Origin of the sequence: Thiomicrospira aerophila AL3 (assembly GCF_000227665.2) — a bacterium.
Classification (GTDB): Bacteria; Pseudomonadota; Gammaproteobacteria; order Thiomicrospirales; family Thiomicrospiraceae; genus Thiomicrospira; species Thiomicrospira aerophila.
Window position 1 is genome coordinate 1,092,800 of the sequence record NZ_CP007030.1, and the last position, 15,717, is coordinate 1,108,516.

16 protein-coding genes are annotated in these 15,717 nt (G+C 45.9%); 6 read left to right on the top strand and 10 right to left on the bottom strand.

Going from position 1 to position 15,717, the window contains the following annotated elements; genetic code table 11:
- The first annotated feature begins 52 nt into the window (after nt 1–52).
- The 4 genes from dksA to THIAE_RS05270 are packed head-to-tail and all read left to right on the top strand — an operon-like array spanning nt 53 to nt 4,869.
- On the top strand, nt 53–481 hold the full coding sequence (gene dksA, locus THIAE_RS05255; RefSeq protein ID WP_006460363.1) for an RNA polymerase-binding protein DksA: 429 nt from the start codon (nt 53–55) through the stop codon (nt 479–481).
- Nucleotides 459–1,391 carry a tRNA glutamyl-Q(34) synthetase GluQRS gene (gene gluQRS / locus THIAE_RS05260; protein ID WP_006460364.1) on the top strand — a complete coding sequence of 311 codons (933 nt, stop codon included), beginning with the start codon at nt 459–461 and terminating at the stop codon, nt 1,389–1,391. The genes dksA and gluQRS overlap by 23 nt, the downstream gene beginning before the upstream one ends.
- Complete coding sequence (locus tag THIAE_RS05265) at nt 1,388–3,037, top strand: bifunctional aminoglycoside phosphotransferase/ATP-binding protein (protein ID WP_006460365.1); 1,650 nt, start codon at nt 1,388–1,390, stop codon at nt 3,035–3,037. The genes gluQRS and THIAE_RS05265 overlap by 4 nt, the downstream gene beginning before the upstream one ends.
- Nucleotides 3,038–3,063: 26 nt before the next feature.
- The gene (locus THIAE_RS05270) at nt 3,064–4,869 is read left to right on the top strand and encodes a single-stranded-DNA-specific exonuclease RecJ (protein WP_006460366.1); all 1,806 of its coding nucleotides are present in this window, start codon (nt 3,064–3,066) and stop codon (nt 4,867–4,869) included.
- 66 nt (nt 4,870–4,935) lie between these two features.
- Here THIAE_RS05270 and thrC read toward each other — a convergent pair whose 3' ends face one another.
- Genes thrC through alaC form a run of 4 tightly spaced genes read right to left on the bottom strand, consistent with a single transcriptional unit; the run spans nt 4,936 to nt 9,965 of the window.
- On the bottom strand, nt 4,936–6,414 hold the full coding sequence (thrC, locus tag THIAE_RS05275; RefSeq protein WP_006460367.1) for a threonine synthase: 1,479 nt from the start codon (nt 6,412–6,414) through the stop codon (nt 4,936–4,938).
- Between the two features lie 7 nt (nt 6,415–6,421).
- Nucleotides 6,422–7,447, bottom strand: a complete 1,026-nt coding sequence (locus tag THIAE_RS05280; protein ID WP_006460368.1) for a hypothetical protein — start codon at nt 7,445–7,447, stop codon at nt 6,422–6,424.
- Nucleotides 7,448–7,450: 3 nt separating this feature from the next.
- On the bottom strand, nt 7,451–8,767 hold the full coding sequence (locus THIAE_RS05285; protein ID WP_006460369.1) for a homoserine dehydrogenase: 1,317 nt from the start codon (nt 8,765–8,767) through the stop codon (nt 7,451–7,453).
- A 1-nt stretch (nt 8,768) separates the two neighbouring features.
- Nucleotides 8,769–9,965, bottom strand: a complete 1,197-nt coding sequence (gene alaC, locus THIAE_RS05290) for an alanine transaminase (protein ID WP_025299331.1) — start codon at nt 9,963–9,965, stop codon at nt 8,769–8,771.
- A gap of 141 nt (nt 9,966–10,106) precedes the next feature.
- On the opposite strand from alaC, the gene THIAE_RS05295 reads away from it, so the two are divergent.
- The gene (locus THIAE_RS05295) at nt 10,107–10,490 is read left to right on the top strand and encodes an Mth938-like domain-containing protein (RefSeq protein WP_006460371.1); all 384 of its coding nucleotides are present in this window, start codon (nt 10,107–10,109) and stop codon (nt 10,488–10,490) included.
- 1 nt (nt 10,491) lies between these two features.
- Here the strand turns inward: THIAE_RS05295 and THIAE_RS05300 are convergent, their stop codons facing one another.
- From THIAE_RS05300 to surE, 4 genes are read right to left on the bottom strand one after another with little or no spacing between them, the layout of a single operon-like run.
- On the bottom strand, nt 10,492–11,331 hold the full coding sequence (locus THIAE_RS05300) for a M23 family metallopeptidase (protein ID WP_006460372.1): 840 nt from the start codon (nt 11,329–11,331) through the stop codon (nt 10,492–10,494).
- Nucleotides 11,332–11,343: 12 nt separating this feature from the next.
- The gene (locus tag THIAE_RS05305; RefSeq protein ID WP_006460373.1) at nt 11,344–11,922 is read right to left on the bottom strand and encodes a YqaA family protein; all 579 of its coding nucleotides are present in this window, start codon (nt 11,920–11,922) and stop codon (nt 11,344–11,346) included.
- Nucleotides 11,919–12,632 (bottom strand): protein-L-isoaspartate(D-aspartate) O-methyltransferase, encoded by a 714-nt coding sequence (locus THIAE_RS05310; protein WP_006460374.1) that lies wholly within the window; start codon nt 12,630–12,632, stop codon nt 11,919–11,921. The genes THIAE_RS05305 and THIAE_RS05310 overlap by 4 nt, the downstream gene beginning before the upstream one ends.
- 22 nt (nt 12,633–12,654) lie before the next feature.
- A complete protein-coding gene (surE, locus tag THIAE_RS05315; protein ID WP_006460375.1) occupies nt 12,655–13,401 on the bottom strand; it encodes a 5'/3'-nucleotidase SurE in 747 nt (248 codons plus the stop codon).
- A 54-nt stretch (nt 13,402–13,455) separates the two neighbouring features.
- Here surE and THIAE_RS10560 point away from each other — a divergent pair, with 54 nt between their 5' ends.
- Nucleotides 13,456–14,022: a Smr/MutS family protein gene (locus THIAE_RS10560; RefSeq protein WP_006460376.1), complete on the top strand. Its 567-nt coding sequence runs from the start codon at nt 13,456–13,458 to the stop codon at nt 14,020–14,022.
- Between the two features lie 6 nt (nt 14,023–14,028).
- Here the strand turns inward: THIAE_RS10560 and THIAE_RS05325 are convergent, their stop codons facing one another.
- Both THIAE_RS05325 and eno read right to left on the bottom strand, forming a co-directional pair.
- Nucleotides 14,029–14,343: an FtsB family cell division protein gene (locus THIAE_RS05325; protein WP_084332781.1), complete on the bottom strand. Its 315-nt coding sequence runs from the start codon at nt 14,341–14,343 to the stop codon at nt 14,029–14,031.
- Between the two features lie 59 nt (nt 14,344–14,402).
- Nucleotides 14,403–15,689 (bottom strand): phosphopyruvate hydratase, encoded by a 1,287-nt coding sequence (gene eno / locus THIAE_RS05330; RefSeq protein WP_006460378.1) that lies wholly within the window; start codon nt 15,687–15,689, stop codon nt 14,403–14,405.
- Between the last annotated feature and the right edge of the window lie 28 nt (nt 15,690–15,717).

The window sequence follows — 15,717 nt, forward strand, 5'->3', positions numbered from 1 at the left end:
TTAATCCGCTCTTTACCGTCGCTTTTCCTTGTGTATTTAGGAGCGTTTTACTATGGAACTTAACAATACCTTCATTGAAGATTATCCAGCATATGTAACTGAAGCAGGCGAAGACTATATGAGTCCGCGCATGAAGGAACATTTCAAACAAAAGCTCTTAGCTTGGAAAAAACAATTGATGGCTGAAGCGGAATCCACCGTAAGTCATTTACGCACAGATTCATCAACACCTGCTGATCCAAATGATCGCGCTACGCAGGAAGAAGAATTTGCATTAGAACTGCGCACCCGTGATCGTGAACGTAAACTGATCGCTAAAATTGATCAGTCATTGAAAGACATCGAAACCGGTGACTATGGCTATTGCAAAATTAGCGGTGAGGAAATTGGTTTAGCGCGCATGGAAGCCCGTCCAACCGCCACACTTACCGTTGAAATGAAGCGCCAACAAGAAATTCGTGAAAAACAAGGCGTTGCCTAACCCTCTATATATCGGGCGTTTTGCGCCCTCACCTTCTGGACCGCTGCACCTTGGCTCCCTTTTTGCAGCGGTTATTTCCTATTGCGATGCCAAGTTCCACCAAGGTGTATGGCGACTGCGTATTGATGATCTAGATACCCCACGGGTTCAACCTGATGCCATCACGCAACAGCTTCACCAACTCGACGCCTTTGGACTCGGTTGGGATGGCGAGGTTTATTACCAATCACAGCATACCGCTGATTACCTCGCGGCCTTATACGATTTACAAGCAAAACAGGCCTGCTATACCTGTCATTGCACCCGTCAAATGATTCGTGAGCGTCAACAAGGCCAAGTTCAATATGATAACTTTTGTCGTCATCGCCACCATCCTTTTGACCTTCAGCAGGCCTGGCGACTGCAACTTCCTGATCAGCGCAGCTCTTGGCAAGATCAGTGGTGTGGCAAGCAAACTTCACCTCAGCCTGTTGAGGATCCCATTATTTGGCGACGCGATCAGATCTTTGGCTACCATCTTGCCTGTGCTTGGGATGAGTGGGCAATGGGTATGACCCATGTTGTTCGTGGTCAAGACTTATTGGCAGCCAGTTGGCCCCAGACATTATTGCGTCAACACTGGCATCCTTCTGCCGCCGAACTGGTTTATAAACATCACCCCCTATTAATTAATCAGCAAGGGCTAAAATTAAGTAAATCGGCGCAAAGCCAAGCCGTTTGGCCTAATCAAGGTGCCCTTTATAAAATCGCTCAGATTTTGGGCGTCGCAGACCCACTCAATGCTAAAATGCCAGACCAGCTCATTTTGCAAGCCATCCAAGACAATTGGGCCAAAATTATGACTGACTTTTTAATCCAAAATACCTCAGAGCAAAGCTCAACCAGCATAAAACAGGTCTGTGTGATATGAATCCAGCTAGCTTACAAGCGGCCCTCATTAACTGGCTACAAGTCGCTGACCATTACCCGCATCCGGTCCAGCAGCTTCAGCTGGTGCAAACGCATATTTCCTGTGTGTTTTTAACGGGTGATTATGCCTATAAGCTCAAAAAAGCGGTCCGTTTTGAGTTTTTAGACTTCAGTGAGCTCGCACAGCGTCAACATTTTTGTCAGTTAGAAATCGAACTTAATCGACGCACCGCCGCTGATTTATACCTGGATGTAATAAATGTCTATCATCATAGTGAAACCGATGAATTTAGTTTAAGCCCGCAGTGTGCTGAACAGCCCAATTGGCAGGTGGTTGATTATCTCGTTAAAATGCGGCAGTTTGATCCTAATCAATTATTAAGTCGGCTCATCCATCGCGAATCGCTAAACATTGAAGGGGTAACCGAATTGGCCCAACGGATTGCCGACTTTCACCTTCAAGCAGAGATCATTAACCCACCGGCTTTTTGGGGCTCGGCTGAATGTGTCCTGCAGCCAATGGTGGCCAATTTTCCAAGCCTGCAAAGTTTATTTGAACGTTTGATTGTCCAACAAAAGCTGGATCAGTCGGCACTCACTCGATTACAGTTTTTAGCTCAGCACACCCAAGCTCAACATACGTTACTGGCGCCTTTATTGTCACAACGACAACAGCTGGGTTTTGTGCGCGCCTGCCATGGTGACCTTCATCTTGACAACATCACTTACTATCAAGGCAAACTGGTGTTGTTTGATGGAATTGAATTTAATGAGCAGTTTCGCTTAATCGATGTAATGTCAGATTTAGCCTTCTTACTCACCGACCTGGATGCCAATCACTGTGAGTTAACTGGCCAACAACTCCTCAATCGCTATCTGATTGAAAGCGGCGACTATGCCGGGCTAGGGATCATCAATTTTTATCAAACCTATCGTGCCATGGTGCGCGCCAAAATCAGTGGCTTACGCTATGAACAAATGGATTCTGCTTCAGCCGAAGCCGAACAGGTTCTAGCCCAAACTTTCAACTATCTTACGCTCGCTGAGTCCTATGCGTTTCCTGCACAACAAGCACCCAAGTTATTAATCATGCAGGGTATTTCAGGCAGTGGTAAAAGTTTTTTAGCCAATGAACTCGCTAACCTAACCGGTGCGATTTGGATTAATTCTGACCGCGAACGTAAACGCTGGTTTGGCATTGCGGCTACCGAACGTGTGACTGGGCAAGCACAAAGACAACTCTACAGTAGCGACGCCAATCAAGCGACCTATCAACGTTTATATGAGGCTTGTGCCGCAGCGTTACAAGCCGGCCGCGATGTCATTGTTGATGCCACTTTTTTAGCCAAAGCCAGTCGCCAACGGTTTTATTCGTTGGCGGCACGTCATCAAGCCGACTGTGCTACCTTCTCGCTTATCCCTAATCCTACGCTAGCTAAAGAACGCATTGTCGAACGGCTCATTAAACAACAGGACCCTTCTGATGCGACCATTGCGGTTATGCAACGCCAAATCGCCCACTTTGAGGCACCGGACTCCGACGAACCGGCGTTTGTGTTTAGCAAAACAGAGCCAATGCGATCGGCAACCTGGTCGCAATTACTTGCCTGGTTTAGTCGCGAGCCAAGGGCAAGTTTGTTAGAATGACTCCCTTTTGATAAGTGACTGTTGTTATGACTTTTTCCTATGCGCCGACTATTGCTATTCAACAACGCTCGTGTGATCAAGTCATTTATGATCAAGCCATCTCAGCAGGATTAAGCCCCCTTACCGCGCGCTTGCTAGCCCAACGCTTAGAGGCATCAGATCTGACTCAAGCGAAACAGCCTGATCTCCATTTTTGGATTCACCCACAATTAAAACATTTGCAACATCCGCGTGAGCTTAAAAACATTGATCAAGCCGCACAACTGATTGCTCGCGCGATCCAATCAGATGGTCTAATTGTCCTCGCGACTGACTATGACACTGATGGGGTAACCTCAGCCTGGGTCGGCTATCAAAGCCTAACCGAATATCTTGGTGTCAGCCCCGATCGTGTTGCGTGTATTATTTCTGAGCGCGCTGACGGCTATGGATTAACCCAAGAGTTATGTGAGCGTATTGTTGCTTTGCAACACCCCATAGACCTGGTCATTTCCGCTGACCAAGGCTCAAGCGATGAACAACAAATTGCCTATCTTGCTGAACGCGGCATCGCTGTCTGCGTCACTGATCATCACCAAATTCCGGTCGCGGGTCCGCCAAACAGTGCTGCGAGTATTGTAAACCCACAACTTGAAGGCTGTGGGTATGACAAACAGATTTGCGGTTGTTTTGTGCTCTTTTTAGTCATGTCACAGGTCAGACAAACCCTGATTGCTCAAGGCGTTCTTCCTGCCGATGCTCCCAATTTACGCCCACTACTTCATCAAGTGGCGCTTGGAACCATCGCTGATAGTGTCAGTTTAAAAAGCCCCAACAATCGCGCGGTAGTGAAAGCAGGCCTGGTGCAAGCCAATCAATTTACGCATCCTATGTGGCAAGCCGTTCAACAAGCACATCCTCAAAAACCCAGTCAGCTTAATGCCGAGTTTATTGCCTTTCAAATAGCCTCACGGATTAATGCAGCTTCACGGGTTAACGATGTTCAAAACGCCTTTCGCTTTGTTAATGCCCAAAATATCGCTGAAGCCCTCGATGCCTTTGCACAATTAGATCGCGATAATGCGCTGCGCCAACAACAACAAACCGCGATGATGACCGAAGCCATTGCGCAAGCACAGGCTCAACTGGTTAAAGCACCCTTTTGTATCGTGATTGCTCTGCAAGGCAATCCGGGTATTCAAGGAATCATTGCGGCGCGGATTGGCGAACGCTATGGCTTGCCGTGTATCGCACTCACCCAGCTCAATGACCAGGAGTATGCTGGTAGTGGTCGCGCTATTGTCGACGAGGTGGATTTAATCAGTGCATTTAACGCCATTGCCGAGCAGCACCCCCATCTATTTAATAGTAAAGGCGGCCATAAAGCCGCGGTAGGTTGTCAAATCCCAGTCGCTGAATTAGCGCTATTTAAACAGGAAATTAACCAGCAAATTGCTAAGCAACTCGATCATAGGCGGCCCAAATTGACCCTATGGAGTGACGGAGAATTGCATCCCCAGCAATTGGATTTAGCTACACTTAACGAAATTGATGCCCTAGAGCCTTACGGGCGGGACTGGCCAAGTCCGCGTTTTGATGGCCATTTTGATCTGATTGCTTGGCGCTGTGTTGGCAAAGAATCACAACATCTCAGCCTAAAGCTAGCTCATAGCCATGACAAAATAGCGGTTAATGCAATATTTTTTAATCCCGCTGAGGACCTCATCGAGCAATTTGTTGCATTGAACGAAACAGAGCAAGCCAAAGTACATTGTCTCTATCAATTGCAACGGAATGAGTTTATGGGACGCAGTCAATTACAACTACGGATAGACTATTTACGCTTAATCTGAGGCTAGCTTAGCCGCAGTTAATCAGCCAAGCCGTTAGGGCTTAGCTGTATAAACAAGTGGACGACATTAAACCTCAAAAAAGCGCAGAATTTCGGCTTCTATGTCGTTTTTATCAATGACCTTATCTTGCACGGCCGGCTTGGTAAATAAGGCAGCAATTTGTTTTGGAATGCATGCTTGACCAGTTGCGGCCATTTTTTGCAAAGCAGCTTCATCATTCGCCACGTCTTCTCCAAACACACTGGCTACAATGGTCGGTGAAAACTTAGTCCATTCTGCAGTTGAGTAAATAATCGACTTAATCGCCGGGTTATCCACTTGGGTAGCATCCACTTTAAAACTGGTCGCCGTATGGGGGTCCATTAAATAACCCTGCTCAAAGTGCTGTTTAATGTAGTGCGCACCTTCTTCATCCGTACAGTAGTCCGCTGCAAAAATCGCTTGGACTTTAGCCAATTCAGCCGGTGTTAATTGGTAAAACTTGTCTTTATCAAGCGCTAACATCAACTCGCGAGTGCGCTTTGCCCCCAACATATCAAACAAAATACGTTCGATATTCGAGGATTTTAGAATATCCATAGCCGGTGATTTAGTCGGTTGAACCTGAGCCCCGCGCAAATCATACACACCCTGATTAATAAATTGAGTTAAGACATTGTTATCATTAGATGCAATTAAGATTTTGGCAACAGGTAAGCCCATCTTGTATGCATAATACCCGCCTAACGCATTACCAAAATTACCACTGGGCACATTTAAATAAACCGGCTCACCTAAGCTAATTTCACCCATCCGAACCAGTTCAAGATAACTATGAATATGGTAAAGCGTTTGAAAAATAATACGCCCAAAATTGACAGAATTAGCGGCCGATACCGAGATCCCCTTTTGCTGTAAAGTCGCTTTAAACTCATCCGAAGTTAGCAGTGTTTTTAATGCTGACTGCGCATCGTCAAAATCACCCTTAATCCCAATGACTTTGAGGTTTTTTCCCGCTTCAGTGACCATTTGCAGACGCTGTACATCCGAGGTACCACCCTCAGGATACATACAAACCACCTGAACATTCGGTTTATCGCGAAAAGTGTCTAACGCAGCAGGCCCGGTATCACCACTGGTCGCTGCTAGAATCAAAAACTGTTCTTGACGCGCTTGTGCAACCGCAGACAACAAGGTACCAAAAGGTTGTAGCGCCATATCTTTAAACGCACGCGTGGGGCCATGAAAAAGTTCGCTTACAAAAATACGATCGGTAACCTTCACAACCGGGACGGGATGCTTAGGATCATCAAACTGATCATATAGGGCTAAAGCGCGATCAATCACCTCTTCAGGGATATCGACTTCAAACTTCATTAGTACCGCTTTGGCAAGGGTCTTATAATCTGAATCGAGATGCGCCTGCAAAAAAGCCTGGTCTAAGCTAGGCAAGGATTCAGGTGAATATAAGCCACCGTAGGATGACATCGGGCTTAAGATCGCCTGTGAAAAGGTAAACTGGGGCGGGAAATGACCGTCATTGCCACGTGTTTCAATAAAATTCATGCGTAACCTACTCTTTAATCATCTTAAACGGAATGGAACGGCGCCAAAAACGTTTCAAACAACGCGGCTCAACCAACCAACCCATGGTGTAATCAAAATCAATATAAACGGAATGCAGTTGATCATTTACCAGGCCTGCTGCAATCGGACTTAGCCAGTTTTCTTCTAACCAAATAAGATAGTCCTGCACACTCGAGAGTGAAGGCGTCAAAACCTGCATCAGATGATGACGACTGACATTAAAATCGACCTGTTGTTGCCACTGTATATAGCTATCTACTGGAGCCAGTTGATGGGCTTGTGTCAATTTAGCTAAACCAATTAGGTAGGGATGATTTGACCAAATTTGCGCATCATTGCGCGACGTCATCTTAGCCAAATCCAACTGCCCTTCGCCCCAAAACCACACACTGTTAATGTCTAACTGCCCCTGCTCGCGGCGACGCTCATTAACAGGATGGCTGTGAAACAACATTTGGGCCTCATTCATTAAACGACGCCAATAACCCGCACTGGCGCCGGTTGGATAACGCCCTTGCATCGAAGCATACTTCAAACTATCTAGGGTATCACTTTGGAAGTCAATCACCTGAGGTAAACGCAAAAACCAGGCCTGGTCAGTACCTTCTAATTGCAAACCTTCCGCTTCAAAATGACGGTTAAAGGCAAACTTTAGTGACTTGGCCTCATCGGCGGTCATTGCTAATTCAGCTTCAGGAATCAGGACTAAGGTATCGCGATCCGGACGCAAATGTACCGGCGATACCTTTAACCAAAAATCCTGTTCATTAAAGCCGATGACTTGAAAACTGGCTTCAGTAGCTGCAATCGCAGGCATAGTGACTTGATGCATTAAATACGCTGCCTTGGCATAAAAATGCTTGGGCTTTTGGGGTATTAAATCCCCTCTAGCTAGCAAACGGTGCCAAGCGGGCAATATTTTTTTGCCTAGCTCTTTTGATACCTGTGCAACATCCTCAACACCTAAGGCGGGATGAATCCATAAGGTTAAGGCTTGTGATTGTCGAGTCATTAATTAAAAATCACTCATACGGATTTTATTAATCTTGCCCAACATCCCATCTAGTGCTTCAAGCTTGGCAAGCGCAAGATTGAAGGTCGCTTCACGCACCTTATTGGTGGTAAAAGCTAATAAGGCTTGATTGGCTTGATCGTCGTGACTAATCGGCTCTTGGTGTAAATGCTCAATACTGATATCAAAGTCGGCTAAGGTTTGCGAAATAGCCGCTAGCATACCTGGATGATCTTCAACCAAACAACGCACATAAAAGCCGGTATGAATTTCATCAATATTCAAAATAGTAGCCGTGGCTTTCAGATCTGCCGTATATCGCCCCAAGGGTGGGACGAAATGGCTTGTACCCGCTTGCCATAATCGTCCCAAATCATATAAATCCGCCATCACCGCTGAGGCGGTCGCTGCACCACCGGCCCCCGGGCCATAAAGCATCGTCGCGCCAACTTGATCACCGTGAACTAACACAGCATTCATCACACCATTTACATCAGCCAATAACACCGTTTTGGTTACCAAAGCGGGATGAACACGCAGCGAATAGCCACTCGGTTCTTTTGCTGCAATACCAAGGTGCTTAATTTCATAACCAAACGCTTGCGCAAAACGTACATCATCAGCTGATACTTGACTAATCCCTTCCGTATAAACACGCGAAAAGGCCAACTCTATGCCAAAAGCAAGTGAGGCCAAAATAGTTAATTTATGCGCGGCATCAATGCCCTCAACATCATAAGTGGGGTCAGCCTCGGCATAGCCCAACTCCTGAGCCTTTGCAAGCACCTGTTCAAATACTGCGCCCGGCTTTTTCATTTCGGTCAGGATATAATTACCGGTTCCGTTTATAATGCCGGCTAACCAATCAATATCATTGGCAATCAGTCCCTCACGAAGCGCCTTGATTATTGGCACACCACCGGCAACTGCGGCTTCAAAATAAACCTGTACACCCTGCTGTTCAGCTAATGCAAACAATTCATTGCCATGCAAAGCCAACAGCGCTTTGTTAGCCGTAACAATATGCTTGCCATTTCGAATCGCTTGCTCGACTAAATCACGTGCAAGGGTTGTACCCCCCATTAATTCAACTACAACATCAATATTGGGGTCTTGAACCAACTCAAACGGGTCGTCGGTTAATGGGATATCACCTGTTGCCACTACACGAGGACGTGAGAGATCACGAACCGCTATTTTCTGGATGGTAAAAGTTTGGGCGATCTTGGCGCGACTGCCATGTGCTTGCGTCGCTAAAATCGACACTAACCCACTCGCAACCGTACCGAAGCCAATAATTCCTAATCGAATCGGTTGCACATTACACTCCTTGAATTAAACCATCTTTCTTAAACATATCGCGAATACCGCGAATCGCCTGACGTGTCCGCAGTTCATTTTCAATCAAACCGAAACGGACATGACCATCGCCATAATCACCAAATCCAATACCCGGTGCTACGGCAACCTTCGCTTCAATTAGGAGTTTTTTAGAAAACTCAATCGAACCCATGTCACGATAGGCTTCCGGGATAGGTGCCCAGACAAACATCGTGGCTTTGGGCGGCTCAACCGGCCAGCCTATAGCATTCAAGCCATTACAAAGCACGTCACGACGCACACGATACATTTCGCAAATTTCTTTAACACAATCTTGCGGCCCTTCAAGCGCGGCAATCGCGGCCACTTGGATCGGCGTAAAGGTGCCATAATCTAAATAAGACTTCATCCGCTTTAAAGCGTGACACAGGGTTGGATTGCCCACCATAAATCCGACACGCCAGCCGGGCATGTTGTAACTCTTCGACAAGGTGAAAAACTCTACGGCAATATCTTTCGCCCCTTCAACCTGCATAATGGAAGGTGCAACATAACCATCAAATGCAATGTCCGCATAAGCCAAGTCGTGAATAACCCAAATATTGTGTGCCTTGGCAATAGCAATCACGCGCTCAAAAAAATCCAATTCAACGGTTTGAGTAGTCGGATTACCTGGGAAGTTAAGGACCAACATCTTAGGCTTAGGCCAGGAGTCTTTGATGGCTTTTTCTAGCTCTTCAAAAAAGTCCACATCGGGCGACATAGCAACATGACGAATATCGGCGCCAGCAATCACAAATCCGTAAGGATGAATAGGGTAAGCTGGATTAGGTACCAATACGGTATCCCCCTGGTCAACCGTTGCCATGGCTAAATGCGCTAAGCCTTCTTTTGACCCTATGGTTACAACCGCCTCTTTATCCGCGTCAATATCGACATCAAAACGAGTCTTATACCAATTACAAATCGCTTTACGTAAGCGTGGAATGCCTTGTGATACCGAATAACGATGGGTACCTTCACGCTGCACCACCTCAACTAATTTATCCACGATATGCTTAGGGGTATCTTGATCTGGGTTTCCCATCCCAAAATCAATAATATCTTCGCCGCGACGACGGGCTTCAGCTTTGAGTTCACCTACAATGTTAAACACGTAAGGGGGAAGACGCTTAATTCTTTGAAATTCGCTAGTCACGAAATGGCCTTTTAAGGTTAATGCATTAATACGAGGGGTTAGCAAGACTAAAAATAAACCTTAAATGATACAGAATCTACAAAATTCGTCAATTGATTCAAGGTAAAATCCTGATATGTATTTTGTATTCAAGGGAATCCGATGAAGTTTACTGAACACTTAAATCCAGGGGTTAATCGCATTCGTAGCTACGAACCAAACCGTGTGCGCGTTAATCAACAAGTGATAAGCCAAAGTTGCGTGATTAGCCAGCATCATTTGCTACTTGATTGGTCGGTTTCGCAACTTGATGATCTTAATGAGCAAAACCTGTCAATACTAAGCGATCTTAAACCTGAGGTATTAATTTTAGGCACAGGGGAACGCCAAATATTTCCCCCGGTTACTGTGATGCAATTTTTTATCGAACGCGGCATCAGCCTAGAAGTGATGAGTAACGACGCCGCATGTCGAACCTATAACATTTTAACCACTGAAGACCGCGAAGTCGTCATCGCGCTGATCATGGCGCCAAGTCACGACTAACTTAACGTGCTCGTGGTGGACGCAGAAATTGACTGACGTCCACCTTTTGATTATCTTTGCGCAGTTCAAAATAGAGTTGTGGTTGTTGTGCAGTCCCTGACTGCCCAGATTCGGCGATTTTCTGACCACGGATAACCGGCTGTCCTTCGATCACAAGCAAACGACGATTGTGCGCATAAACGGTCATAAACCCATCTCGATGGCGGATCATTACCATTTGCCCAAACTGACTGATACTCTCGCCCGCAAACATCACCTCACCCGCCTCTACCGCTATAACATCTTGACCGGGAGCCAGACGAATAATTAACCCTTCTCGACCAACACTATCTTTTTGCCATTGAAAATCGTCATAACGTGGCGTAGGCCATACCCAATTCAATGCGCCAGACGCAGCAGGCTTTGCGGTTGTGGGCGCTGGAGCAGTGCGCGTGGCTGTTTGAGCGTTCGTTGTAGCTGTCGTTGAGGGTGCAGGTGTCGGCGCATCGGCCGCCAAGCGCAAACGCTGTCCTGGAAAAATAATATAGGGTTCGGCCAATCCATTCCAACCAGCTAACTCCTGAAGGGGCAACTCGCATTTCAGTGCAATTTCACCCAAGGTATCACCTGGCTGGACTTCATAACCTTCTTTAACGGAACAGGGTGAACGAAAACGTGCGAAAAAACCCCGATTTGACGTTCCCGCATCCGCTTTTGTGGCGTTAGAGTCAGCCGACTGGCTTGTTTGTGCAGCCAATCGCCGATCCTTATCATCTAAATACGCACGAGGTGCTTGGCCACAACCTGCTAGCAGGCCTGCTATCACCAATATAGCCATTAATTTCAGAGATAATGCTGTCATACTCTTTGCACCCTATAAAAGTTTGTAAGCTATAAACCCAAAAACGACCAACACAAATGCCCAACCCAACCACTCAACCCACTTACGTATAAAGGGCTCCATTTTCACACCACCCCATTTCATTAAGCTGGCCACTAAAAAGAAACGTGCGCCCCGCCCTATCACCGAAGCGATAATAAAAGGCAATAAGGCCATACCTGTTGCGCCAGCGGTAATCGTAAACATTTTATAGGGCAACGGACTAAAACCAGCAACAAGTATGATCCAAATTCCATATTCAGCAAACAACTCCACCATGACATCATAATAAGGCGCATAGCCTACCCGTTCGATTAGTGGCCAAACCCATTCTAATAACCACATGCCGATTAAATAGCCCAACACCCCACCCAATACCGAAAATAATGTGGTCAACCAGGCAAAATACATCGCTTTTTCTGGCCGTGCTAAACTCATTGGCATGAGCATCACATCCGGGGGGATTGGAAAAAAAGACGATTCCGCAAAACTCATCCCAGCTAAATAGCGCGGAGCATGGCGATGACGCGACCAGCTCAAAACTAAATCATATAAGGGACCAAATAATTTCATTCATGCAATCCTGATAGCAATGGGACAAATTGTGCTTCACCCAAATCGGTTTGGGTAATTCGCCCATACTGATCTTTTTCTATACCAACCAGACGTTGATTGGCTTCACCAATTGGCAAAACTAAGCGTCCACCATTAGCTAATTGTGCCAGCAAGGATTCAGGCACATTAGCCGCTGCAGCGGCACATAAAATGGCCGGATATGGACTAAACAACGCCCAACCCAACTCACCGTCTGCTAGGGCATAGGTTACGTGAGTTTTACCCAAGGTGGCTAAGCGCTTTTTAGCAAGCGCTTGTAGAGGCTCAATGCGTTCAACCGAATAAAGCTTGTTACTAAACCAGGCTAACACCGCTGTTTGATAGCCTGAACCTGTTCCAATCTCTAAAATCTTTTGCTGTAATAAAAAATCATCTCGATTTAACCAAGAGGTCATCATAGCTACCGTACGGGGATGCGACAAGGTTTGACCATAACCAATAGGTAATGAACAGTCCTCATAAACGCGTTGAGCTAGCGCTTCATCAACGAATAGGTGCCTAGGTGTATGGCGCATGGCTCGCAAAACCTCCGGGTCAAGGCGCAAATGAGATTGTTGTTCCAAACGTAGTATCATTTGATCGCGTCTACGCTGTGAAGTCAGCCCCATCCCCTGCAGTTTTTGATATGCAGGACTAGGATAGGCCAGTGACTCTTTTAATACACTCATCGAAGCGAACCTTGAAGTAAATTTAGCTGTTTAGCCAATCAGCAAGTGGCTCAAGCATTCTATAGTGGGTTAAATCAATTTGAAGCGGTGTGATGGAGACATACCCTCTTTCCACAGCATAAAAATCGGTGCCTTGACCCGCATCTGCGGCTTGACCAGCCGGACCAATCCAATGAATAAGCTTTCCACGTGGATCACGCGATGATACCACCGGTTCTGATGCATGGCGTTTGCCTAATCGAGTAATTTGAATGCCACGAATCTGCTTGAACGGAATGTCTGGTACATTAACATTCAATACTGTATTACGATCCAACTTTAAGCCAGGTAGTTTATTGAGTAATACCCCCACCACTTGAGCCGCTGCATCATAGTGTTGATGACCGCACAAAGAAACCGCGATAGCAGGCAAACCTAAAAAACGACCTTCTGTTGCTGCAGCCACCGTCCCAGAGTAAAGCACATCATCCCCCATATTGGCACCTTCATTGATACCCGACATGACCATATCAGCTTGGTAATCAAGTGCACCATTAATACCCAAATGAACGCAATCTGTTGGAGTACCGTCCACGCTCAAGATTTTGGGCGCATAATGATGAATACGCAAAGGATGAGTTAAGGTTAAGGAATTGCTGGCCGCGCTGCGGTTGCGATCAGGCGCAATCATGACACAGTCACGAACCTTCTCATGGTTGTTTAAAAATTGAAATAGTGTTTGAATACCGGGTGCTAAGTAACCATCATCATTTGAAAGTAATATGCGCATCTGCTGCAGTCCTTGCCTCTAGAGAGGTAATATCGAAGTTGAGAGAATTATAAAGTGTCTGACCTATCTAAAGAAGATAAATTCCTACTTGAACAGGCTTTTGCTGATGTAAAACCATTAAAGCCGTTGCAAAATAAACAAGAAACAAAACATTCAAGCAAATCAAACCCTGCACAAGTCATAAAAAAAATACAACGGCGCACCAGACTTAATCAACTTGCAAGCGTTAGCCATAGTGTTAACCGAGACATAGCAAACTCGCCCTCGGGTGCCATTAGCTGGTTCGACCCAAGTCTAAGACCACAAGATATTCAAAAACTTAAGCACGGTCACTACACCCATCAGGGCATGCTGGATCTTCATGGTATGACACAGGATCAAGCAACACAGACTTTAAATACTTTTCTGCGGGAAAAATTACATCAAGGTGCTCGATTTGTCTTGATCATTCATGGCAAAGGCTACAACTCTGATGCTGGGCCGATCCTAAAACAACGTGTAATAGAGATACTGGAAAGTTTTCCATCATTATTAGGGTTTTGCTCAGCCCTGCCGAAAGACGGTGGCACGGGTGCACTTTACATACTATTTAAAAAACAACGATCAAACAATCAGGTTTAATAAACACTATTCGATGGGATTAAATGGTAAGGGACTTTCTATAGGTTGTTCTATCGATGACTCTGCAGGTGTACTGGAAACTTGTTCGGGACGCTCAATTAAAAACTGAACAAAAATCTCGCCTTGTTGAATCATGCCCAACCTATAACGTGCTACTGTTTCAATAGCATGTTGGCTGGAATAAAGGCTATCTAAATGCTCACGGAGTACCGCATTATAGGACTCTTGCTGCGCAAGATCAGCTTGCAAACCACTTAGACGGTCTTGCAAAAAAAGGCGCTCACCCCAGCCGCCTTTTGATGACAATAAACTAAATGACATCCAAAAAAGCGCCACAACTAAAGCAAAATTTAGCCATGCGCGCTTCACACTATCCAACCTTACTTAAGATTGTAAAAAGCGGATTTGCCAGGGTAAACCGCACCACCAGCTTCGTTCAAGGCTTCCTCAATACGAATCAACTGATTGTATTTAGCAATACGGTCTGAACGTGACATCGAACCGGTTTTAATTTGACCCGCGCCTGTCGCTACGGCAATATCGGCGATGGTCGCATCTTCGGTTTCACCTGAACGATGCGAAATGACCGCGGTATAACCGGCATCTTTTGCCATTTGAATCGCATTCATAGTTTCAGTTAGCGTACCGATTTGGTTAACCTTGATCAAAATAGAGTTAGCAATACCCTTCTCAATACCTTCTTTTAAGATTTTGGTGTTAGTTACAAACAAGTCGTCACCGACCAATTGTACGCTTTTACCTAAACGCTCGGTTTGCATTTTAAAGCCATCCCAATCGCTTTCATCAAAACCATCTTCGATGGAGATAATTGGGTACTTCGCACACCAGTCGGCGTAAAAATCAACCATTTCTGCGCTGGTTAGGGTACGGCCTTCTGACGCTAACACATAGTTACCGTCTTTATAAAGTTCAGACGCGGCCACATCAAGTGCGATCATGATGTCTTTACCAGGCACATAACCGGCTTTTTCAATCGCTTCTAGGATAACGGTAATCGCTTCTTCGTTTGATTTTAGATCTGGGGCAAAACCACCTTCGTCACCCACTGCAGTGTTATAGCCCTTGTCGTGCAACACTTTTTTCAAGGTATGGAAGACTTCTGCGCCGTAACGTAGCGCTTCAGACAAGCTGGGGGCACCCACTGGCATAATCATAAACTCTTGGAAATCAACGCTGTTATCCGCGTGCTCACCGCCGTTGATAATGTTCATCATCGGTACCGGCATACGATAGTTGTCATTTTTTAGGTATTCAAACAGGGCTTGACCTTTTGAAATCGCCGCTGCTTTGGCACAAGCCATCGACACCGCTAGAATTGCGTTGGCACCTAAACGCGCTTTATTGTGCGTACCATCCAAATCAATCATGATTTGGTCGATATAAGCTTGCTGTGTCGCATCTTTACCGACTAAGGCTGGGGCAATTTCATTTTTAATATTGTTGACCGCATTCATGACACCTTTGCCCATGAACACAGACTTGTCACCATCACGCAGCTCAATCGCTTCGCGTGAACCGGTTGAAGCGCCAGAAGGTGAGGCAGCGCGACCGACCGCACCGCATGCTAAAATCACATCCGCTTCTACAGTGGGATTACCACGTGAATCGATAATTTGACGCGCTTTGATTTCTTTAATCAATGACATTTTTTAACCTTTTGAGTAACAAATAAAA